The organism is Streptomyces sp. NPDC001415 (assembly GCF_053597395.1).
Genome location: NZ_JBSFIE010000005.1, coordinates 256097 through 278912 on the forward strand (window position 1 = coordinate 256097; position 22816 = coordinate 278912).

Consider the following 22816-nt stretch of genomic DNA (forward strand, 5'->3'; position numbering starts at 1 on the left):
CGAGGTTCAGCAGCCGGGCGCCCCCTTGCCGCCGCGCTGCGGCAGGCTGAGGTTGGGAGCGCCGTCGGGCCAGGTGAGGGCGATCGTCCTGGCCGCGCCGTCGGATCCGAGCTGGACCACCGGGGTGGGCTTGCCCGCAGGTGTTCCGTCGGTGCGGAACGACAGCCAGCCGCTGGCCCCCGGCAGCATCTGGGCGCAGTAGAACTGGTGCAGGATGCCGGTCTCCAGGCCCGGGTTCTTCAGTCCGACGGCGTCGCGCCGGCCCGCGCTGATCGCCGCCACGGCCGCGTCGTGCGTGAGCATGGCCTGCCCGCTGCCCAGGTCGACGGGGTCGAAGGTGAGGGTCGCCACGTCCTTGTCGGCGGTCAGCGGCTGGCCGGTGCAGGGGTCGGGCCGGCCGGTGAACGCGGCCCAGAACTGGTCGTAGTTGTGCTTGGCGTCGGAGCCGGGGCAGTCCTTGCCCCACTCGTCGGGGCTGGCGAGCGCGGTGTACGCGACGGTGACGCGGCCCGAGGCGATGCCGTTGAGTACGCCCTTGTCGCGGATGGACTCCGAGGCGTCGTCACCGGCGAGGATGTGCAGTTGGGGAATCCCGCAGGGCGCGCCCTGCACCCAGTTCTCCACGAACGCCCCGAGGTCGCGGCCCCGGCCCGCGAAGTAGACGACGGACGGGGCGGCCTGGCACAGGTTGGCGTGCATGAGGTTGAACTGCTGGACCAGATAGTCCTGGCGGCCGGATCCCGCGGGCAGATCGCTGGGCGAGGTGTACGGGAGCACGGTCACCGTGCGGTTCGGCGCCTTGAACCTGCTCTTGGCGGCCTCGGCGAGCGTCTGTGTGTAGTCGTCGCCGGTGACGCTGTCCGCGACGACGGCGAGGGAGGTCACGGCCGGCTTCAAGGTGGACACGTACTGGTTCGCGGCGATCACCGAGTCCGAGTTGGTCGGGGAGACCCGGAACATGTCGACGATCTGCTTCTTGCCGGTGGGGTCGGCCGGGTCGAGGTTCATCGAATCGCCGGTCACCGTCGATCCGATGACGGGGATGTGCAGCTGCGTGGAGATCGCCGCGGCGGCGCGGCGGGTCTGCTCGGTGGACTGGCCGAGCCCGACGACCGCCGAGATGTGCTCGGCGTTCACCCGCTCCTTCAGCCTCGCCACGGTCTCGGCCCAGGAGCCGTACTGGCTGCCCATGTTGGCGAGGTACAACTTGATGGCGGGCGTACTGCCGTAGGCCGCGGTGTTGTTGGCCCGCCACACGGCGGTGAGGGCGCCCTCGATGTTGGGGTAGAGGGAGTCGTAGGTGAGGGTGTCCACATCGGACACGGGCGAGAGGTCCAGCATCAGGACGACGCTGGTGTACGGGCCCTTCACCGCGTCGTTGGCCGACTTGACCATGTGCTCCAACTCCCGCATCCGGGCGGGCTCGTGGTCGGTGAACGGCCCACTGTCGATGTTCACGCCGGCGCAGGCGAGGGGTGTGCCCGTCGCGGTCATGCCGGTGCCGCAGGTCAGCGAGGGCGGGAAGAGCCGGTCGTAGCCCCAGCGGCCGCCGAACACGAGGCCGGTGAGGATGACGAGCGCCGCGAGGAGCGAGAGGACCGGGTGACGGCGCAGCCGGCCGAAGCGGGGGTTGCCTACAGCGGGTGGCATGGACACTCCTTGCGGTGCGGTCGGCGGGCGCGGGGTGGCGCGTTCCGTCGCGGGGCTAGGCGAACGCGGCCGCCGCCTGCTGGAGCGGACTGACGTCCAGCAGACGGGAGTTGTGCGCGAGGCGGGTGAAGCATTCCTGGATCTCGCCGTCCCAGCGCCGGGTGTGCTCGGTCAGCGGGTCGCTGTAAAGCCACAGCAGGGCGAGCAGTTTGGCGGTGGCCACCGCGAGGACCGTCTGCCCGCCGTCCTCGACCCCGTCGAGCAGCAGCACGTACGCCTCCTGGGGCGAGTGCTCGTACAGCAGACGGCATGGAGCCGAGGAGAGGTAGTCGAGCAGGCGGATCCAGGCGCGGTGGTCCTCGTCGAACCGGTCGGCGAGGGCGGCGGCGACCGGCGTGAAACGGCCGAGGGCCAGGTCGTGGAAGAGCCTTCGCTCGACGGCCGCGGCATCGCCGCCGTGCTGCACCGGCAGTGCGGCCAGGGCGAGGGACTGCGCGGCGAACAGCTCGTGCCAGGGGCTCGTCGCGTCGGGGCGGGCGGGCCGGGCGGTGTTCAGCGCGGTGAGTGCGGAGCGGGCCAGCCAAGGGTGCAGGGTGGCGGGGCCGTCGGCGTCGCCCCAGCCGATCTGGCGGATGCGAGAGGGGCGGTGGGTGAAGGTGCTCACCCACAGGTGCCGACGCAGGAGTTCCAGGCCGCGCGGAAGTTCCGTCGAGGCGGCGGGAAGGCGCGGGTCGTCCGCGGTGCGTACGTCGGCGAGGTAGGCGGCCGCGAGGACGATCGCGGGGGCGGTGCTCCACGAGGTGCCGGGGACGGGCAGCCCTTCGGGCAGGCTGGTCTCCAGGGCGTGGGACCACAGCGGGGTGCCGTCCTCGTCGGCCGGGGCGAGCAGCGACACGGCGGGGCCGTGCGGTCCGGGGTGCGCGAACGGTTCGTCGAGTACGGCGCGGACGGCGCCCCGGTGGCCTCCGGTGAGCCGGTGGACGACGGATGCGGGCAGCGGCCGGGCGGGTGACGGGTCGGAGCGGTCCATCGAGTACCCGACCTGCTCCTCGGTCATCGGGTCGAGCCACACGGGGTACCACCAGGCGGCCGCGGGCCCGCGCTCGGCGGCGACGGCCGCGTCGTTCTCCCGTGCCCACAGCGTCCGGGTCGCCCGGGAAAGCAGCGGGACGCGGCGCTGGGGTGTGGCGGCCAGCGGTGTCGCGCGCCAGGGCTCGCACCACCAGGACGTCCACTCGGACTGCCACTGCTCGCACGCGGACAGGACGAGCAGGGGGTCCGCCGCGCCCGAACCGTCCAGGTCGGCCAGCTGGTTGCGGGACCGGGCGCCGGCGAGTTCGGTGAGGAAGCGGCGTCCTGCCGGGGTCTGCGCGCCGTCCACCAGGAGCACCCAGGCGTGGTCGTGCCGGTCCCGGCGGGCGCCGTGGGCGGGCAGCACACAGGAGCAGGCGGAACGCAGCGGCGGATGACGTTCGGCCTGGTCCTTGACATCGGCGAGGAAGGCGGCCATCAGGGGGCCGACCGCGGCGGACCGGGAGGTGGAACTCAGCCTGATCAGCGCGTCGATGGAGCGCGCCGACTCGGCCTCGGGAACGCTGATGTGCCACCGCAGCGCGTCCCGTACGCCCCACCGGGCGGCGCTCTGCAAGAGGGATCCGATGACGGGCTTGGCCTGGTCGCGCACGGCGGAGACCACCTCCCGCGCGGGCCCCGAGACCAGGGGGCTCAACGCTCCCTGGGCGACGACGTCCATGGTGGTCGCCGCGGCGTGCTCCACACCGGCGGCGAACCTGCCCGGCCGGGTGTTGCGCGTGTACTGCTGTATGAGCTCACGTATCTGGTCGGCGGCCCTGCCTCGGTCCGCGTCCAGGTTCTCGTTGAGGGCGAGCAGCCCGAGCCCGAAGCGGTGGAACACCGGCCCCCGGCGCAGGTTGTCCCAGCCGCGCATCATCTGGAACGCGACAAGGGCGGCCGCCGACACCGGGTCGACCGGGTTCTCCTCGAAGTCGAGCCCGGCGTGCACCACGGTCCCGCCGCACGCCCGCGACACGGCTCGCAGAAGATCGGTCTTCCCGGACCGCCTGGGCCCCAACAGCGCCACGATCGGCTGCCGTTGACCCGGATACCGCCACAACATGTGCCGCAGGAACGCATCGGCGCCCCCTGCCACGTCAAGATCCCCCACCGCACTCACCGCCCCCCGGAACCGACACGCACAAGGCGTACCTTCCGCATCGATTGACACGGAAGGTAACACCGGAAGGACACGCCGCGACGGGTGTTCCACGACATTCGGGTGGCCGGTCCGGCGGGTGGTGCGGGGTCGGACGGCCCCGTGCCCCGCGTCACGTGAGGGGTAGTGCCGTGACCGGGGCCGTTCTGAGGTGGGCCGTGCCGGAGCGGACCGCCCAGACGAACACGGCGAGGGAGAGGGCGCCCACCGCCACCGAGTCGTACGGCGCCGGAAGGTGGCCCGAGCCGCCGAAGGTGCCGAGCCACGACAGCAGGGTCAGCGCGGCCAGGTGGAAGACGATCCAGGCGCCGTGCCGCAGTTCCTGGAGCGAGGAGCGGCCCTCCGCGTCGGGGCGCAGCATCAGGAACAGGGGGACGCCCGCGAGGACCAGGGGCAGGGCGAGCCGCAGGTGGTGCCAGCCCGACCAGAAGACGAACTCACTGGCCACCACGAAGCTGATGGGCGCGATCCAGTGCACCCCGGGCACCTGGCCGTCCGCCGGCGGGAGTCCCCGCTCCCGGTCGTGGGCGCGGAACGCCGCGGCGGCGACGGCCGAGGCCGCGTACACGAGCAGGTACATGTCGCCCATCACGCTGACGATGTCCTGCCAGCCGCCGAACGGCAGCATGAAGACGACGATGACGACGAGGTTGAGCAGCAGGGCCCGGTGTGCCATGCCGGAGCGGGGGTCGATCCGCATGAAGAAGCGGGGCAGCAGGCCGTTCTTGGCCAGCGCGTAGGTGTGCCGGGCGTCGATCGCGACTCCGACGTAGGCCGAGCCGCCCGGCGAGACCACCGCGTCCGCGTACAGCAGGGTGGCCAGCCAGTGGAGGTTGAGGACGAGGGCGAGCTGGCCGAAGGGCGAGTCGAAGTTCACGCCGTGCCAGCCGTGCCCGAGGAGGGAGTCGGGGACCGTGAAGAGGAAGGCCAGTTGCAGGCCGAGGTAGACGAGGACCGCGAGCCCGATGCCGGTGAGCACCGCGAGCGGCACGGTGCGGCGCGGATTGCGGGCCTCGCCGGAGAAGTCGAGGGGTGCCTGGAACCCGTTGACGGAGTACACGATCCCGCCGCCGGCCAACGCGGTCAGACAGGCCGCGTAGCCGTACGGTGCGAAGCCGCCGTGGTCGGTGAGGCGGCCGGAGTGTGTGCCGGAGAGGAACAGGGCGACGACGGTGAGGACGGGGATGAGGACCTTGAACAGTGACACCAGGTTGTTGAGCCGGGCGAAGGTCCGAACGGCGAACCAGTTGAGCGCGGTCAGGAGCACGCTGAGCCCGGTGGCCACGGCGAGGCCGGTGCCGGTGAGGCGGCCGTTGTCGTAGAGGCTGGGCAGATAGTGCGCGGCGTACTGCATGATCGCGCTGATCTCCGCCGCCGTACCGCCGACCGACAGCAGTACCGACCAGCCGACGACGGTGCCGACGAGGCGGCCGCTCGCGTACAGCGGCCACCGCACGGTGCCGCCGCCTTCGGGGCGGGTGGCCCCGAGTTCCACCATGACGAGGGCCACCAGCGCGCACAGGACGCCCGCCCCGACCCAGGAGAGCAGCGCCGCGGGCCCCGCGGTCTGGGCGGCGAACATGGCGGCGAACAGCCAGCCCGAGCCGAGGATGTTGGAGAACCCGATCGCGGTCAGGCTCCAGAAGCCGAGTTCCTTGTGGAGCCGGCGCTCCTCGCCCAGTACCGTCAGGACCGAAGGGGTCTCCCCCGGCTGGATCGGCCGCACGCGCACCCGCCTCCTTGCATGACCCGAGGACACAAGAGTGCCCAGAGTGTCACGCCAAGCGCTGTGCGTCGCCGAGGAATGCGACCGAGTCCTGACGGGTTTCGGTCGAGCCCTGCCGGGTTTCGACCGGGATCACCAGGTTTCGATGGCGAAGGCGACGCCTGCCGTGTCCGTCTGCAGGCTCAGCTTCACGTCGTTGCTGGTGATGTCGACGTCGACCGGGCCTGCGTCGGCGGCGAGCTGTACGGCCTGGACGCCGTGCCACGCGGTGCCGTCGTGCAGGGCTACGCGGACCGAACCGGTGGCCGGGGTGGCGGTGAGCTGGTCCATGCCGAGGTGCAGTCTGCGGTTGTAGGTGGCCCAGGCGCTGCCGTGCGGCAGCAGGACGACGGTGGGCTGGGCGCCCGGGTCGACGCGGCCGGTGATCCATTGGGGCATGTCGGTCTCCTCAGGCGAGTGCTGGAACGAGAGCGCCCAGTCGCGCAGTTGACTCGTACTGGCGAGGTGGCAGTAGTCGAGGTCGAGGCCGTTGGACTCGCCGTACTGGTGGAACATCCAGGGGGCCTGGATGCCGGGGTTCCCCGCGGCGCGTCCGGCGGTGGCGATCCACAGGAAGTCGGCGTAGAAGCCGTCCTGGTCGACGTTCCACCAGTAGTCGAGGTTGGCGTACATGCCGACGGGATTGTGCGGCAGGCGGCTCTTGACATATCTCAACCAGGCGTCCTTATAGGCGCGTTGGGTCGACTTGGGGACGCCGGAGTTCGCCGAGTCGTAGCCCTCCCAGTCGAGGATCACCACGTCGCCGGGCCGCCAGTTGACCTGGGCGATGAAGTAGTCGGCCTCGGCCTGCGCGCTGTTGCCCATGTGGGGGTAGTGATAGGCGCCCCACACCAGGCCGTTGGCCTTGGCGTGGTCGCGCTGTGTCACCCAGCGGGGGTTGATGTACGAGAGTCCTTCGGTGACCTTGACGAAGGCGAAGGACAGGCCGCTCGTGTTCGGTGTCGACGACTGGTACGACGCCCAGTCCTGCCCGTAGATACCCATGAGAACCTTCCGCGAGCCGGCCGGAACCACCTCTTCCCTCTTGTTGCTTGCCCGCTGACGAGCGGGCCGACTCACTCATCGGCGTGTCCTGTGGCCTGCAATGACGAAGGACCGCCGACACCGTGTCGGCGGTCCTTCGGTCAACTGGTGTTGCGGCGGCGGGAGTTACTGAGCCGCGCTGGTGCGGTTCCTGCGGCGGTGCAGGGCGAAGGCGATGCCCGCGCCGCCCACCGCGAGCGCGCCCGCGGTGATCCCGGCCGGGACGAGCGCCGAGGAGGAGCCCGTCTCGGCGAGGGCCTCCCCTGCCGTCTGGGTCGTCGCGTTGTTGCCCGATCCGCCGGCGCCGGACGTGCTGCCCCCGGTGGAGGAGGAGGCGGGCGGGGCCGGGTGCTCGGGAATGTCGGTGACCGACTTGACCGACCCGTCGGCGTTGAGCAGGACCTGCTTGCCGTTGGGGTGCTTGAAGTCGAACGCGGAGGTCAGCGCGTTCGCGCGGGTGTCGAACGAGGCGTCACCGATCCGTCCGGTGTGCCAGTTGTCCTCGATGAAGCGGGTGATGGAGGCCTGCTCGGTCCGGGTGTGGTCCACCGAGTTGACCTTGCTGTACGGCGAGATGACGAGCAGCGGCTGGCGCGTGCCGGGGCCGCAGCGGTCGGAGTAGCCGCCGGCCGCGGCCGGTCCTGCCTGGCAGGCGGGGCTGTCGGCGGCCTTGCCGTCGGAGCCGGGCTTGGTGTCCTTCGAGCCGTTCTGCGGCTTGGCGTATGCGTGGTCGTACCAGCCGTCGGAGTCGTCGTAGGCGACGACCACCGCGGTGTCCTTCCACTCCGGCGACTGCTGGATCTTGTTGATCTGCTCGACGAGGAAGTGCTGTTCGTCGATCGGGTCGGAGTAGGCGGCGTGGCCGTCCTGGTACTCCGGGGCCTTCAGGAAGCTCACCGCGGGCAGGTTGCCGGCCTTGAGCGCGGCGTCGAAGTCGGTGAGGTCGTAGTTGTGGTTGGCCCGACCGTTGTGGCCGATCTCGGCGGTGTTCTTCGGCGGCAGGTGGTGCGGGTTGGCCGTCGACTTGTAGTACTGGAACGGCGAGTGGTGCGGGCTGTAGTCGATGGCCGCCGCGCCGCCCACGTTGGTGTGGGTGGTGCCGGAGCACTTCGCGTAGTGGCCCTGCTTGCCGTCCCAGGCGGTGCTCGCCCGGAAGCCGCCCTGGAACCAGCCCCAGGAGACCTTCTGCTGGTTGAGCAGGTCACCGATGTTGCGGCCCTGCATCGCGGCGAGCGCGTTCTTGCTGGTGTGGTCCTTGCCCGAGCAGTCGTCGTACGCCGGGTCCGGGTCGTTGACCAGCGTGCCGACACCCTTGGCGTCGGGAGACACGACGGCGTACGGGTCGGGCGTCGCGGTCTGCTTGGGGTGCTCGGTGCCCGAGGCGGGGTCGGTGGAGATCACGCCGTGGGTCTGCGCGGAGATGAGGTTGAGCGCACCGGGTGTGGAGGGCCCGTAGGTGGTGCTGAACGAGTTGTCGCCGAGCGAGTAGTGCTGGGCGTAGTTCCACATCGCGGTGACGGTGTTGCCGTCGTAGTAGTCCATGACCAGGCCGGGCTCGCCGAACAGGTTGCCGGAGCACTTGCCGGAGTCGGTGTTCTGGACGTACAGGTCGGCCTTGCCGCCGTTGGCGGCGTACTGCTCGGCCCCGTAGTTGTGGTTCTGGTCGCAGGTCATGGCCTGCTCGGGGGTGAGCCGCTTGGGGAGGTACTGGTTCGGGTTCTTCGTCAGCAGCCCGGCGTTGCGCAGGGTGTCGATGTCCTTCGGGGTGTGCTTGTCGGCCGTGAACTTCGTGCCGTCGGTGTTCGCGGCCACCGGGTACGAGCCGAAGTAGTGGTCGAAGGACACGTTCTCCTGGAAGAGCACCACCAGGTGCTTGACCGGGGTGGCCGTCTGACCCTCGCCGTGGTGGTCCGCCGAGTCCGCCGCGGCCGGGACCGTACCGCTCAGCAGGCCGAGTGCCGCCGCTCCGGCGAACGCCCCCCACCGTCTGGCCCAGCGCCCCGGACCCGCCGCGCTACCTTTGCTGCCCATGCTCCGCGTGCCTCCACTTGCGTCCGGCGACCGGCCGCCGTCGTGATGTCTTGATGTCGTTGACGAAACGTGATGCTTCGCGCGGACCACTACACCGCGACGGCGGCATTGTGTCCTGCTGGTGAACAGCCAGTCAGGAATATCAGGCCAAAACTTGACCCTCTGTTGGTGAAGCGCGGCCGAGCGTGCGGCCCTCAGCCGAGCAGGGCCCGCCCGAACCAGTCTGTACGGTCCCGCACCCCCGGCAGGGCGAAGAAGTAGCCGCCGCCGAATGGCTTGATGTAGTCCACCAGCGGCTCGCCCTTCAGCCGTTTCTGGACGGTCTCGAACTGCCGGGCCAGGTCCTGCTGGTAGCAGCAGAAGAGAAGTCCCATGTCGAGGTCGCCGTTGGCGTCCATGCCGCGGTCGTAGTTGTAGCCGCGGCGCAGGATCCGCTGCCCCTCGCTCGGTCCGGACCGCGGATTGGCGAGGCGTATGTGGCTGTCCAGCGGGATCACGTCCCCCTTGGGGTCCTCCGCGTACTTCGGCGCGTCGAATTCGGCGGAGCCGTCCAGCGGGGCGCCGGTGTCCCGGCTGCGCCCGAACATCCGCTCCTGCTCACTGATCGAGACCCGGTCCCAGAACTCCACCAGCATGCGGATCAACCGCACGACCTGGTAGCTCCCGCCGGCCGTCCAGGCAGGCTCTCCGCCCTGGGCACCCACCCACACGAGCCGGTCCATCGCGGCGGCGTCGGCGGTGTCGGGGTTGGCGGTGCCGTCCTTGAAACCCATGTGGTTGCGGGGGGTTCCGCTCGGCCTCGGTGGACTGGTGTACCCGTCCATGCGCCAGCGCACCTGCATCCCGCCGCGGGTGTGCCGGGCGATGTCGCGCAGGGCGTGCAGGACGACGTCCGGGCTGTCGGCGCACAGCTGCACGCTCAGGTCGCCGTGGCACCAGGCCGTATCGAGGTCGTCGTCGGGGAACGCCGGCATCGCGGTGAGCCGGACCGGCTTGCGGCTCTTGAGGCCGAACCGGTCGTCGAAGAGGGAGGCGCCGACGCCCGTGGTGACCGTCACCCCGCCCGTGGGCCCCTGGGGGCCGAGCACCCCGGAGTCGCTCGGCGGCGCGGTGATCCCGACCGGTGCCGGGGAGCCGCCGGCGGCCAGGAAGCGGGCCCGGTCCGTGAGCGTACGCAGCAGCTCGGTGAGCTCCCTGCGGTCCGCCGCGGTCACGTCGAAGGACACCAACGCCGTTGCCCGCTGGGGAGGTTGGAGGATCCCGACCTGGTGCACCCCGTGGAAGTCCAGGTGCGCGGAGGTCTTGCTCGCGCCTTCCGCCGACGCCGGGCGGGGGATCGCGCCGCTCAGCGCGGCCCCGGTGACCGCGGTCCCGACCCCCACGGCCGCTCCCCGCAGGAAGCCGCGCCGTCGTACCTCGCTCATGCTGTCCTCCGCGCATCACAGATCGTCGCCACCGGGGCGAGGAGTTCCACGGCCTGGCCGACGTCGCTGTTGACCCGTTGCCGGTCCTGGCGGCCGAGCCGGTCCAGCGGCGTCCAGTGGCCGCCCGCTCCGAAGCCGTCCAGGGTGTGCTGGGTGCGGTCCAGCCATGCGTCGAGGCGCGGCAGGTCCGGGTAGCGGCTGGTGAGCAACGGGCGCAGCAGGGTGAGGAGTTCGCGGGTGCCGTCGAGGTTGGCGCGGGCGGTGGCCAGGTTGGTGCCGCTGCCGTAGTCGGTGCGGCCGGTGAGCTCGGACTGCGCCGTGGCCTCCAGGATCTCGTGGGCGCGCAGCCCCAGTTGCGCGGGGTCGAGCCGTTCCTGCGGCCAGCTGTCGCGCAGGGCGTGCACGGCTTGGGCGAGCCGGTCGGCGGGCCCGCGCAGTGACGCGGCCGACTCGCCGTGCCACAGCCCGTACTCGACCCGGTGGAAGCCCTCGAAGTCCTGGGCCGATCCGGCGGCCGACGGGGCGGGGCCCGAGCCGTTGATGGCTGCGTCCGCCTCGCCGAACGCGTCGTAGGCGGCGCCCATGCGCTCGTAGACCAGGTGCGCGGGCAGCCAGGCGTCGCGCGCCGCGGCGAGGTCGCCGTCGTCGATGGCCCGCTTCAACTCATCGGTGCGGTCGGTTAGTTCAACGGTTTTCGCGGTGATCCACTGCTGGTAGGCGAGGGCCACCGGGATGAGGTCGTGCTGGGTCACCGGCACCGCGGCCGGGCCGCTCCCGGTGCTCGGGCCCGCGATCTTCACGGTGGGTCCTGTGACCGCGTCGGCGTCGTCCGGCAGGCACTTGAAGGCGTACGAGCCGCCGCCGAGGACCACGCGCATCTCGCGGGTCGTGCCGGGCGCGAGGCCCTCGACCTCCCCGTAGACGGCGCCGGTCGCGGGGTCGGTGAGATCGACTTCGGCCGCCGACGAAGAGGTGTTGCTCAGCGCGAACACCTGGGGGCCCGGGGTCGCGCCGCTCCAGCCCTTGCCGCACGTGCCGGCCGACACCTCGACGGGTGTCGGCCCCTTCGCCGCCGAAGGCTTGGCGTCCGAGGGGCCGTCGCCAACGGAAGCCAGGGCGTAGACGCCCGCGCCCACCGCGACGACGGCCACGGCCAGCGCCGCGCCGGTACGACGGCCACCGGGCGGACAGGCCTTGCGGGCCGGTATGCCGGGCCCCTTTTCGAGTTCGGCCGGTTCCTGACCCGAACCCGGATCGGGGTCGCTCATCAGGCACTCCGTTCGTGTCAGCTGCGAGGGGACAACGCAGCTCATGCTAGGCACCCGGTGACGCCCGATCGCTCATCCGGGTGGCCCGGCGTCCAGATTTACCCCTCAGTTCACCGACACGACACCGGGACCGGGACCTGCCACGAACGGCGCAGGTTACGCCGCGTCCTCGCTGACCCGGATCACGATCTTGCCGTGGGCGTGGCCCGTCTGGCTGAGTTCGAACGCGTCCGCGAGCCGCTCCAGCGGGAACGTCTCGGCCACCGGGACCTTGAGCCGGCCCGCGTCCGCGAGCGTGGCAAGGGCTTCGAGGCCGGGCCCGTCGGGGCGTACCCACATCCACTGGCCGCCCGCCTCCATGACCGACGGGTCGGCGATCGAGGCGTGGCGGCCCCCTTCACGCAGGACCGCCCGGGTGGTGTCGAGGACCCCGCCGACGTAGTCGACGACGACGTCCACGCCCTCGGGGGCCAGCGCCCGGATGCGCTCGGCGACGCCGTCGCCGTACGTCACCGGCTCGGCCCCCAGCTCGCGCAGCCGGTCGTGGTTGCGCTCGGAGGCCGTGCCGATGACGCGGGCGCCCATGGCCTTCGCAATCTGTACGCCGAACGTGCCCACGCCACCCGCCGCGGCGTGCACGAGCACCGTCTCGCCCTTGGCCGTGCCGAGCCGGGTCAGGGTCTGCCGGGCGGTGAGCCCCGCCAGCGGGACGCCCGCGGTCTCCTCCCAGCTCAGGGACTTCGGCCTGCGGGCGAGCGCCCGTACGGGGACGGTCACGAACTCCGCGAAGGTGCCGCCGTGCACATAGTCCTTGCGGGCGTACGCGAAGACCTCGTCGCCCGCCTTCCACTCGGGGGTGTCGATGCCCGTGCGCTCCACGACACCGGCGACGTCCCAGCCCGGGACCACCGGGAAGACCGTGTCCATCATGCCGTCCAGACCACCGGACATGATCTTCCAGTCGACCGGGTTGACGGCCGCGCAGCGCACCCGCACGACCACCTCGCCCGGACCCACCTTGGGCAGTGGCTGCTCGGTCAGGCTCAGGACCGAGTTGTCCCCGTACGAGGCGTACGTCATGGCCTTCATGGTGCTCTTCTCGCTGCTTGCGGGGCTGGTGGGCATCGCGTGCTCTCTCCCGATGTCGAGGTGGGCGGGGAGGCCCGCCGTTCGGCGGCCGGCCTCCCCGGTTCCTACGATTCTGGTGCGCGCCGTGCCGGGCCGCTTCCCGGAGGGGCCCGATCGACCAGGGTGTCTCAGCCCGCGTACACGTCCTCCACGTACCGGCCCTCGGCGGTCAGCCGGTTCAGCCAGGCCTCGGCGTCCTCGGCCGAGGCACCCGTGCGCTGGGCGTAGATGTCACGGAAGGCGGCACGCACCCCCGGGGCCATGCGGTTGCCGTCGCCGCACACGTACACCCGGGCGCCCGCCTCCAGAAGCGGCCAGAGTTCGTCGGCCTCGGCGACGATGCGGTGCTGCACGAAGCGGCCGCCTCCCTCGGCGGGGGCGCTGAAGGCGGGTCGCAGCGAGAGGGCTCCGGCCCGTTCGGCGGCGCGCAGTTCGTCGGCGTGGAGGAAGTCCACCTCCGGTGCGTCACAGCCGAAGTAGAGGACTGCGGGGCTGAGTTGACGTTCCGTCAGGCGATCGGTGACGGCCCCTCGGAAGGGGGCGAGGCCCGTTCCCGCGGCGATCATGATGACGGGTTCCGGTGCGTCGGGCGCGATACGGAAGGCCTCGCGGCAGGGCTGGACGCGGGCGAGCACGGTGTCGCCGGGCCGCAGCGAGTGCAGGTGGGCGGAGCCGGTGCCGCCGGGGTTGAGCGAGACCATCAGGTCGGCGTGGCGCGGGTCGCGGGCGGGCGAGGAGGACACCGAGTACTGGCGGGGGCGCAGCGGAGGCAGCAGCTCCAGGAGCGTGGGCCAGTCGAGTGCACCCTTCAGCGCCGGGTGGTCCTCGATGAGGCCGAGCAGGGGGCGCGGGTCGTCCGCCGCCAGGTGTTCGAGGGCGGCGCGCTCGGGCGGGCAGGGGTTGTGCGCGGCGAGCAGCGCGATCTGATCGCGGGTCGGACGCCCGCCCAACTCGACATAATGGGTGAGGAGTTCGCGTACGGAAAGCGGGCGGTCGACCGGCAGGGCGGCGGGCGCGGCCCCCCGCGCGTGAATGCTCAGGACGGTGTCGAGGTCCACACCGAGGGCCGCCGCGGCCCGGGAGACGGCCGCCGGGGCGTTGGCGGGCAGGACGGTGAGGTGGTCGGCGGTGCGGTAGGTGACGCCATCGGGCAGGGCCAGGCGCACGAACCGCTTGGGCCGGGGATGTCCTGGCGATGTCAGGTCGCGGGCCTCGGTGACGGTCATCTCCGTCAGACCGTGGCGCGCGGCGAGCGCCTCACGCGGCCCACCGGTGATCTCGGTGACGGTGTACGCGGCCTCGGCGGGCGGCGCGGTGGCGCCGATGCTCTCCGGATCCCCGTACCGTTCGAGCAGCGCCACGCGCAAGGACTCCGCGAACTCCCTTACCGTGCCCATGAGTTCACCGGATGCGTCGGCTTCGGCGCGGGGCAGCAGCTGCTCGCCGCCCAGGGACGCGAGGCGGTCGTCGATCAGGGTGGGGATGCGCTGGTAGGTCGCGGCCCAGTTGCGGTCGCCGACGCCGAGCACCGCGTACGGCACGCCGTCGGCGGCTCCCGGCCCGGCGTCCTCGATCCAGCGCACGAAGCGGGCCGCGTCGTCGGTCGGCTGTCCGTTGTAGGAGGCGGCGACGATGACGACGGGACGGTCCTTCGGCAGCGCGCCGGCGTGGGCGTCCAGCGGGGCGATCTCGGTGGCGAGGCCGAGCGTGGTGGCTTCGGCGGCCAGGCGCTCGGCGAACTCGCGGCAGGTGCCGTAGTTCGTGCCGTGCAGGAGGAGCAGGCCGGTGCCCTGGCGGACCCGGGAGGGCAGTTCCGGCCCGGACTCGGCGGCCTCGGACGTCGTGCCGGAGGACGTGGCGGGGAGTGCGGCCCGGTTCAGGGCCCGGTCGGCGGGGGTGCGCGGGATCAGGGAGAGGGTGAACCCTTCGGGCTTCAGGGTGAGGGTCTCCTTGATCCGCAGCTGGTAGTTCGCGGAGTCCACGAAGCGGTAGCGGTGCACCAGCAGAGCCAGGAGCATCGTCGCCTCGTGGAGCGCGAACTGCCGCCCGATGCAGGCCCGTTCACCGGTTCCGAAGGGCTTGTACGCGTGCGGGGAGCGGGCCGTCTCGGCCTCGGGCGCGAACCGTGCGGGGTCGAACAGCTCGGGGTTGTCGCCCCACGCCGGGTCGCGGTGCAGCATCGGCGTGAGCACCGTGACCTGGTCGCCGGCGCGCAGCGGGACGCGCCCGCCGAGCAGGGTGTCCTCACGGGCCTGCCGGGTGAAGGCGGCCGCCGTCGGCCAAAGGCGCAGCGCCTCGCTGAGCACCTGGCGGGTGAAGCGCAGCTTGCCGATGTCCTCGAAGGTGGGGTCGGGGTCGGGGTTGTCGCCCCACAGCTCGTCGGCCTCACGCTGGGCCAGGCGCAGCGCGGTCGGGTCCTTGAGCAGGTGGTAGAGGGCGAAGGACAGGGTGCCGGAGGTGGTCTCGTGCCCGGCGATGAGGAAGGTGATGACCTGGTTGCGGATGTTGGCCGCGTCCAGGGTGGTGCCCTCCTCGGGGTGGGCCGCGCCCAGCATCAGGCCGAGGAGGTCGTCGACGGAGGTGTCCCCGCTCTTCGTACGGGCGGCGATGACCTCGTCGACCACGGAGGCTAGGTAGGCCGAGTCCCGCTCGAACTCCTGGTCCTGCTCGCTGTGGTCGGCGCCCGGGGTGCGGCCGAGCCGCTTCATGCTCCACTCCAGGCAGCGCACCATCGCCTCGACGAAGGGGTGCGGGGTGGCCCGTCCGAACGAGTCGAAGTCGAAGCCGAATCCGGCGAGGCCGATGGTGTCCAGGGTCATCCGCGTCATGTCGTCGGCGACGTCGACCGTCGCACCGCGTGCCGCCTGGCGGTCCCAGCTGTCCATCACGCGGCGCGCGACGCGCAGCATCGTCGGATGGTAGGTCCGCATCGAGCCGAGCGCGAAGGCCGGCATGAGGATGTCGTGTGCCTTGGCCCAGTTCGGCTCGTCGTTGTAGGCGGTGAAGAGGCCGTCACCGGCGAACTCGCGCACATAGTCGAGGATCTTCGAGATGCCCTTGGAGAACCGGGTCTCGTCGGCGAGTTCGGTGACCAGGTCGAGCGAGCTGACGAAGAGGTGCTCGTGTTCGTTGAGGCGACGCCGGAACACCGGCCCGTGCACCCGGACCAGCTCCATGGACTGCTGGATGGGCGTCTCGGTGAGACCACCGCCCGAAATGTCCACCAAGGGTACGGTGTCGTCGGCGGGGCGTGCGTCTGCGGGGATCAGGATCGTGTCCGTCATGCGTCCAGCCTCACCCGCCCGGTGTGCCGCGCCCTGGTGCCGGACTGCATGATTGTGCAGTGGTTTCTCGCGTCCGGCACTTGCGGACGGGCCGAAGAGGGGGCGGTGGCACGCGGTATGACCGACGAGCAGACACCGGTGGAGGACTTGGGGGCGTGGCGCAACCACTTCCTCACCCTGCTCGACCGCATTCCCCTTCCGATCGCGGTCTGCTCGATCGACGGCGAGGTGCATGTCGCCAACCCCGCGATGGCCGCCGAGTGGGGGAGCACGACCCCCGGCCGGCTGCGCGGCCGCTCGCTGCGCGAGCTGTTCACCCCGCGCTCCGAGGAGCAGATCGACCGGCTGGTCAGGGCGCTGCGCGCGGGCCGCACGTCGCGCTATCCCATCGAGGTGACCTGGCGGGCGGGCAAGGACGGCGCCGAACGCGAGGGCGAGTTCACCATCGACCCGATCATGGCCGTCCCCAGCCCGGCGCCCGTGCTGCTCGCGATGCTGTACGTGCGGGACGAGCGCCCCGGACCGCCGCCTTCCCCGCGCGGATCGGTGAGCGAGGCGCAGGCCCGCATTCTGGCGCTCGCGGCGTCCGGCGCGACCACGGCCGCCATCGGCAAGGCCCTGGGCCTGACCGTCGACGGCGTCAACTACCACCTGGCCCGGCTCTCCCAGCGCTGGCGCGTCCAAGGGCGTACGGCGCTTGTGGCGAAGGCGTACGCACTGGGCGTCCTCTCCCCCGGCCACTGGCCGCCGGTGCCGGCCGAGGGCGTCATCGCGCGGCCCTGAGAGCCTGTGTCTGAACCCCGTCCGGATCAGGCCGGGGCGTCTGGTGCGTGCGATCGCAAGGCGCCGGAGCGTCCTCGATGGGGGTACCCCCTGGTCTTCAAGACCTTGGGGGAGGAGCTACTAGGGCGTTTCGGCAACGCGGCATGGGGGTCCCCCCTGGCCCTTAAGGCCTTGGGGGAGTGCGTGCCAGGCGTCGCGGGCCCGGGCGGGGTTCAGACACAGGCTCTGAGCCCGGCTTCCGCCGCCACTGCCTCCACCAGACGCTTCAACCCGAGCGGGTTGGTGTCGAGGAACAGATTCGGCTCGATGAGCTCCAGCTCCATGACCACGGGCTCCCGGTTCTCGTCCAGAGCGAGGTCGACCCGGGCGAACAGCGCGGCGTGCGGTGCCGGAACGGCCTCCAACGCGGCCGAGGCGGTGCGCAGTTCGGCGTGGGTCGGGCGGTGCGGGGCGAGATCGGGGTGCGGCACCCTGAAGTTGTCTATCACCCCCGGCTCGGTCAGCAGCGGCCCTTTGCGCAGGGCGTGACTGAACGCGCCGCGGACGAAGACCAGCGCGCGTTCGCCCTCTTCCACCAGGGACAGATACGGCTGGATCAGCACGGCGTGGCCCTGGTCGAGCAGCATCCGCGCATGGCGGACGGCTTGTGCGGCCTGGCCGGGCTCGTAGCGTGCGGTGTCCCGGGCGCCCGCGGAGACGGTGGGCTTGACCACTACGCCTTCCTCCCGGTCGAAGTCGGCCTCGCCGTACTGGTCTCCGGGTTCGAGGACCCGCGTCGGTACGACGGGGACACCGCGTCGGGCGAGTTCCAGGAGGTAGCGTTTGTCGCTGCTCCAGCGCACCATCGGAGCGGGATTGAGCAGCCGGGTGTGCCGGGACGTGGTGTCGGCCCAGGCGAGGAACTCGTCGAGCCGTGTCGCGTAGTCCCAGGTCGAGCGGATGACCGCGAGGTCGAACCCGTCCCACGCCACGGAGTCCGCATCCCAGGCGACCGCTTCGGCCGCCAGGCCTTCGGCACGCAGCGCGGCCACGATGAGCGGCAGGTCCACGTCGTACTCGAAGCCCGCACCACTCGTCACGACCGCGATCCTGGCAGCACTCATGCACCCCTCCGGTGTCTCATGGCAGACGCGCCCGTCGGCACCCTCGCACACAACGGCTCAGCGCGACTCGCATGTGTCGGGTGGGCGAGGGCGTACAACCGCCAACCCCGCTCGCCCCACCGCTTCTTAAGGTCCTCTTACAACTCTTCGTTATCCATGCGCCATGGACATCAGCACGGGGAAGTCATCCATCACGCGTCCGGCCCGTCGAAGCGGCCGGCGCACCCTTCTCGGTCTCGCCGTCGCCACCGCTCTGGCCGCCGGCCTGACCCCGGCCGCCACGGCCGGGCCCGCCCACTCCGCGGGGGTACGGATCCATGGCGGCCAGGTGGATCTGCCCGTCGCCGGGGGCACCGCCACCATCGACCCCGCGACCCTGGCGATCGACGCCCGCACCGACGACGGGCGCACCCTGCGCGTGTCGGACCCGGCCGCCGACGCGCCCGGCAAGCCCAGCCACGTGACCAAGTCGGGCCAGGGCGCCCGCTGGTCGTACCCCGGCCGGGGCCTGAGCGCCGAGGCGCGCATCGAGCGCGGCAGGCTGCTCGTCACCCTCACCTCCGACCGCGACGGCACCCTGGCATGGCCGGTCACGGGCACCGACAAGGCCGCCTCCGCCCTCCAACTCCCGCGCGGCGAGGGCCTGTCGCTGCCGGTCGCCGACCCGTTCTGGAACTCGTCGCGTGCCCAACTCGTGGGCTCCGAGGAGGACGTGGCGTCGCAGCTCACCCTGCCCGTCTGGGGCTACACCCTGGGCTCCGGTCGAGGCGTCAGCTATCTGACGCCCACCGACATCGGCACATCACTCGCGTACGCCTCCCAGGGCGGGCGCCTGCGCGCCACGGCCAAGCACGCCTTCTCCGGCGGCAACGCGACCCGCGCGTACACCGTCGCCTTCAGCCTCACCGACGGCTCCCCGGTCGCGCCTGCCGTCGACTACCGGCACTGGCTCGCCGAACACGGGCAGCTCGGCAGCCTCAGCGAGAAGATCCGCAAGAACCCGGAGACGGGCAAACTCCTCGGCGCGTTCCACGCCTATGCCTGGGCCGGCGACCGCAAGGCGGCGGGCATTGAGAAGCTCAACTCCCTTGGTATTTCCCGGCTTTGGCTCGGCTACGACGCCGATGACTCGCCCATGACGACGGCGGACATCACCGCGGCACAGCGGGCCGGGTACCTGGTCGGGCCGTACGACTCGTTCGCCAACGGGCGCACCAAGGGCCCCGACACTCCCCCGAACTCGGTCTGGCCCGACAACGTCTACCCGTCGTTCTGTGTGCGCCGGGCCGACGGCACGCCCCAGCCCGGCTTCCACAAGCAGGGCTGCTACCTCAGCTCGCAGGCGTTCGAGCAGGCCGAGCCCCAGCGGCACTACCTCGCGAACCGCACACGCTCGTTGGTCGCGGGCGGCGCGGCCAGTTACTTCCTGGACGTGGACGCGGCGGGCGAGCTCTTCCGGGACCACGATGCCGCCCACCCGATGACCATGGCCCAGGACCGGGCCAACCGCCTGGCCCGGATGCAGCGCCTGACCGACGGAACGTACGACACCACGCGGCGCCCCCCGCTCGTGCTCGGCTCGGAGGCCGCCGGGTCCTGGGCCAACCGGGCTCTCGCCTTCGACCACGGTTCGGGCACCCCTGCCGACGGCCGGCTGTGGCCGATGGAGACGGGACACTTCGACAGCACGCCGGACCAGCCGAAGGACGACCCGGCGTGGGGCGGCTACACACCCGCGGCGGCCCCCGACACGTTCTTCAAGCCGGTGCGGGTGAGCGACTTCAAGCCGGAGCACCGGGCCGCGGTGGCCGACGCCCTCAAGGCGATGTACGACCCGGCCTACCGCGTGCCGCTGTACGAGACCGCTCTGCACGGCTCGCTGATCAACGCGGAGCGCTGGGAACTGTCCTTCAGCAAGCTTCCGGAGCAGAAAACGACGCGGGCGCTGCTCGCGATGCTCTACAACACGCCGCTGAACTTCGTGCTCAGCGACAAGGACAAGCACAATGACCAGAACGTGCGCGAACTGGCCGCACTCCAGAAGTACTTCGCGCCGCTCCACCAGGCGGCGGGGGCACAGGAGTTGACGTCCTTCGACTGGTTGACCGCCGACCGCACCGTGCAGCGGACCGTCTTCGGCGACGGCACGCTGACCGTCACGGCCAACTTCGGCACCGCCGTCCACGACGAGCTGCCAGGCGGCTGCGTCGACGCGACCCTCAAGGGCGGCGAGCCGCAGCGGCTGTGCCCCGCGAAGGTGGTGTCGTAGCGCCGCGCGTCAGAGCCTGGGTCTCAACTCCGCGCAGACCGGGCGGGGTTGAGACACAGGCTCTCAGCCTGTGGGTGTGCCGATCTGGTCGCGTTCCAGCACGGAGCGGAGCTCGGAGAGGGCCCGCGCGACGGTCGACAGCCGGGATCCGCCGAGCGTTTCACCGATCAGCTCGGCCAGCCGCCCGGTGAAGGTGCGATCGGCCGCGTCGACCAGTTCCAGGCCCTCATCGGTCAGCGCCAGCAGCGAGGAGCGCCGATCCGCCGGATTGCGTTGCCGGACGACCCATCCCTGCTTCTCCAGGCGGTCGACGCCCTTGCTGGTCGCCCCGATTCCGATGGCGAACTCGGCGGCGAGGTCCGCCACCCGGGCCCCGGGATGGTCCCGGAGGTGGCGCAGGAAGTCGTTCGCCGGCGTTCTCGACGAGGCCGACGACGCGCTGGACCGGGCGGCCCTCTTCCTCACCCAGCGCATCCGCACCCCGGACATCCCCGGCCACGAGGCCATGCTGCCGCCCGCCCTCACGACCACCTCATAGTCGAGCCGCCCTGGCCGAAAGGGCACTCTGGCCGATCCCGCCACGCGGCGACAGGATGCCTCGCCCGAGCCGGAACGTACCGGTGTGGTCCACAGGGAGAGATCCGGGCATGGAATCGAGACGAAGACTGAGCCGTCGCAGCGTGTTACGGACAGGGCTCGGCGTGGGAGGGCTCGCGGTGGCCGCGAACCTGGCGCCCTTCCTCCCCGGCGGCGGGCCCCGCCCGGCCTGGGCGGATGCCCCGGAAGCCGGGCGGGTCGCCGGGGTCGCCTTCCCCGACTGGGCCAGATACGCGCGGCTCGCGGACGGCACCTTCGACGACGACGCCGATCCGCAGCGCGACATGCTGCCCGTGATCAACAGGCTCAAGGCGCAGAACGTGAGCGTGATCGAACTCGACACCGTCCTGTCGAACTGGCTGACCGACCAGCAGTTCAGCGAGCACATGGCGAAGGTGAAGAGCTTCGCCGACCTGGCGCACACGGCCGGAATGCGCGTGGTCATGTACTACCCCTCGCTCGAACTCATCAGCCCCGGCGGCGAGAAGGGGCCCTCGTTCTACAAGAACAGCAACGGCAAGGACTGGGTGCAGCGCGGGCTCGACGGGAAGCCCAACGTGTTCTACGGCGGCCTCGTCGTCTGGGTGGACCCGGGTGACGAGAGCTGCTGGCTGAGCCCCAACTCCCCTTGGCGGGACTACTACTTGGCGCGGATACGCGGCCTCGCGGCGACGGGCGTCGATGCCGTCTGGCCGGACGTTCCCATCTACTTCGACGGCGCGATGAGCTGGTGCGACGCGTCCTTGTGGGCGGCTTCCGCGTTCAAGGCGGACACCGGCCTCGAACTGCCCCGCACGGCCGACTTCACCAACCCGGGCTTTCGCCGCTACGTCGAGTGGCGGCACCGCAACCTGTCGCAGTTCCAGCTGGACATCGCCGCGGCGGGCCGCTCCGTCAACCCGGACCTGGTCACCTTCGTCGAGACCGTGACCATGGACTACCAGTACGCCTCCCTGATCGGCCTGGACGGCGCGCAGCTGCGCCGGGCGGAAGGGGTCAGCCAGGTGTGGGAGGTGGACATCCTCGGCAACTACGACGGGATGCGCCACGCCACGGCGAGCGACTGGACCTGCCTGATCTCGATGTACAAGTACGCGCGGGCCGCGAGCGGAACCAAGCCCGCCTGGGCGTTCTCGTACGGCTGGAAGGCGGATGACGCCTCCTTGGTGATGGCCGAGCTCCTCGCGGCGGGCTGCAATCCGTTCGAGGTGAAGAGCCCCTTCAAGGACCAGAGCACCGACACCGCGATGCGCACCCGCATGTTCGGGTTCGTCGCCGCGCATCAGGAGCGGCTCTTCGACGCCGTTTCCGCAGCGACGGTCGGCGTGTACCACTCCTCCGCGAGCCGCGACTTCGTGAGCCCCGTCCAGGGCAGCGGCATGTACGTCAACACCAAGCCGCCCTCCGGGATCAAGGACTGGTGGAGTTTCGAGAGTTCCGACGAGAGCTGCACCCAGCAGAAGTGGCTGGGCGAGTTCCGCGGCACCGTCAAGGCGCTGGTGTACGCGCACGTTCCGTTCAACACGGTGCCGAGTCCCGGCCTCAACAGCGCTGACCTCGCCGGATACCGCGTCCTGTACCTGCCGAATCCGCAGGCGGTCTCGGACGCGGAGGCCGAGGTACTTCGTTCCTTCGTGAGCGGCGGCGGCACGGTCGTCGTCACCGGCCCCGCGCCCACGGCCCTCGACGCGTTCGGCACCGCAAGGCCGGAGTACGCGCTCGCCGATGTGCTCGGCTTCCACAAGGCGGACCCGGTGCCGGCGAGCAACCGTCATGCGTTCGGGGCGGGGACGTGCTGGTACTTCAAGGATCTGCTCGGCCTCTCGTACCTGTCGCACACGGACGGGCCGAGCGCCGACCGGCTCCTCGAACCCGTGCGCACCGCCGCGCCGCCCGCCGTCTCGCTCGCCGGTGACCACCGGATCCACCTGGAGCTGAGCCGCCTCGGCAACGACACCATCGTGCAACTGGTCAATTTCACCGCCTTCGGTGAGAGCCCGGCCCCGTTCAAGACCACCCCGGCCGCCTGCACGGTCTCGCTGGTGGTCCCGGAGGGGCGGCGGGTGACGGCCGCCGCGGTCAGCTCGCCGGACGGTTCCTCTCCCGCGCCGGCGCCGGTTCCCTGGAAGGTTGACGGCAGCACGGTGAGCGTGGATCTGACGGTCATTCAGTACTCGCTGCTGACCGTCACCATGAGCTGAGGGCTTCCCCGGCGCGAATCGCGGCCGTCCGTGTGA

15 protein-coding genes are annotated in these 22816 nt (G+C 71.3%); 4 read left to right on the plus strand and 11 right to left on the minus strand.

The genetic code is table 11. The features are described from left to right. Positions 1-6 precede the first annotated feature (6 nt). The 9 genes from ACWC2B_RS09055 to ACWC2B_RS09095 all read right to left on the minus strand — a co-directional run bounded on the left by ACWC2B_RS09055 (position 7) and on the right by ACWC2B_RS09095 (position 15827). Entirely contained in the window at positions 7-1650 is a 1644-nt protein-coding gene (locus ACWC2B_RS09055) for an ABC transporter substrate-binding protein (RefSeq protein ID WP_450715806.1), read from the minus strand. Positions 1651-1705: 55 nt separating this feature from the next. Further along, positions 1706-3700: a hypothetical protein gene (locus ACWC2B_RS09060; RefSeq protein ID WP_450715807.1), complete on the minus strand. Its 1995-nt coding sequence runs from the start codon at positions 3698-3700 to the stop codon at positions 1706-1708. A gap of 295 nt (positions 3701-3995) precedes the next feature. Further along, on the minus strand, positions 3996-5600 hold the full coding sequence (locus ACWC2B_RS09065) for an APC family permease (protein WP_450715892.1): 1605 nt from the start codon (positions 5598-5600) through the stop codon (positions 3996-3998). A gap of 141 nt (positions 5601-5741) precedes the next feature. Further along, complete coding sequence (locus ACWC2B_RS09070; protein ID WP_450715808.1) at positions 5742-6653, minus strand: glycoside hydrolase family 25 protein; 912 nt, start codon at positions 6651-6653, stop codon at positions 5742-5744. 165 nt (positions 6654-6818) lie between these two features. Beyond that, entirely contained in the window at positions 6819-8723 is a 1905-nt protein-coding gene (locus ACWC2B_RS09075; RefSeq protein WP_450715809.1) for a phospholipase C, read from the minus strand. A 194-nt stretch (positions 8724-8917) separates the two neighbouring features. Beyond that, entirely contained in the window at positions 8918-10147 is a 1230-nt protein-coding gene (gene efeB / locus ACWC2B_RS09080; RefSeq protein ID WP_450715810.1) for an iron uptake transporter deferrochelatase/peroxidase subunit, read from the minus strand. Further along, a complete protein-coding gene (locus tag ACWC2B_RS09085) occupies positions 10144-11415 on the minus strand; it encodes an imelysin family protein (RefSeq protein ID WP_450715811.1) in 1272 nt (423 codons plus the stop codon). The genes efeB and ACWC2B_RS09085 overlap by 4 nt, the downstream gene beginning before the upstream one ends. A 156-nt stretch (positions 11416-11571) precedes the next feature. Continuing rightward, positions 11572-12504 (minus strand): NADP-dependent oxidoreductase, encoded by a 933-nt coding sequence (locus ACWC2B_RS09090; protein ID WP_450715893.1) that lies wholly within the window; start codon positions 12502-12504, stop codon positions 11572-11574. Between the two features lie 167 nt (positions 12505-12671). Further along, on the minus strand, positions 12672-15827 hold the full coding sequence (locus tag ACWC2B_RS09095) for a cytochrome P450 (protein ID WP_450715812.1): 3156 nt from the start codon (positions 15825-15827) through the stop codon (positions 12672-12674). A gap of 117 nt (positions 15828-15944) precedes the next feature. On the opposite strand from ACWC2B_RS09095, the gene ACWC2B_RS09100 reads away from it, so the two are divergent. After that, on the plus strand, positions 15945-16610 hold the full coding sequence (locus ACWC2B_RS09100; protein ID WP_450715813.1) for a PAS domain-containing protein: 666 nt from the start codon (positions 15945-15947) through the stop codon (positions 16608-16610). A 212-nt stretch (positions 16611-16822) separates the two neighbouring features. Here the strand turns inward: ACWC2B_RS09100 and ACWC2B_RS09105 are convergent, their stop codons facing one another. After that, a complete protein-coding gene (locus tag ACWC2B_RS09105; protein WP_450715814.1) occupies positions 16823-17713 on the minus strand; it encodes an ATP-grasp domain-containing protein in 891 nt (296 codons plus the stop codon). Between the two features lie 163 nt (positions 17714-17876). On the opposite strand from ACWC2B_RS09105, the gene ACWC2B_RS09110 reads away from it, so the two are divergent. Continuing rightward, complete coding sequence (locus tag ACWC2B_RS09110; protein WP_450715815.1) at positions 17877-19982, plus strand: glycoside hydrolase; 2106 nt, start codon at positions 17877-17879, stop codon at positions 19980-19982. 63 nt (positions 19983-20045) lie between these two features. Here ACWC2B_RS09110 and ACWC2B_RS09115 read toward each other — a convergent pair whose 3' ends face one another. Then, the gene (locus ACWC2B_RS09115; protein ID WP_450715816.1) at positions 20046-20348 is read right to left on the minus strand and encodes a MarR family winged helix-turn-helix transcriptional regulator; all 303 of its coding nucleotides are present in this window, start codon (positions 20346-20348) and stop codon (positions 20046-20048) included. On the opposite strand from ACWC2B_RS09115, the gene ACWC2B_RS09120 reads away from it, so the two are divergent. Then, positions 20320-20520: a hypothetical protein gene (locus ACWC2B_RS09120; protein ID WP_450715817.1), complete on the plus strand. Its 201-nt coding sequence runs from the start codon at positions 20320-20322 to the stop codon at positions 20518-20520. The genes ACWC2B_RS09115 and ACWC2B_RS09120 overlap by 29 nt on opposite strands. A 178-nt stretch (positions 20521-20698) precedes the next feature. Then, a complete protein-coding gene (locus tag ACWC2B_RS09125; RefSeq protein WP_450715818.1) occupies positions 20699-22780 on the plus strand; it encodes a hypothetical protein in 2082 nt (693 codons plus the stop codon). The last annotated feature ends 36 nt before the right edge of the window (positions 22781-22816 follow it).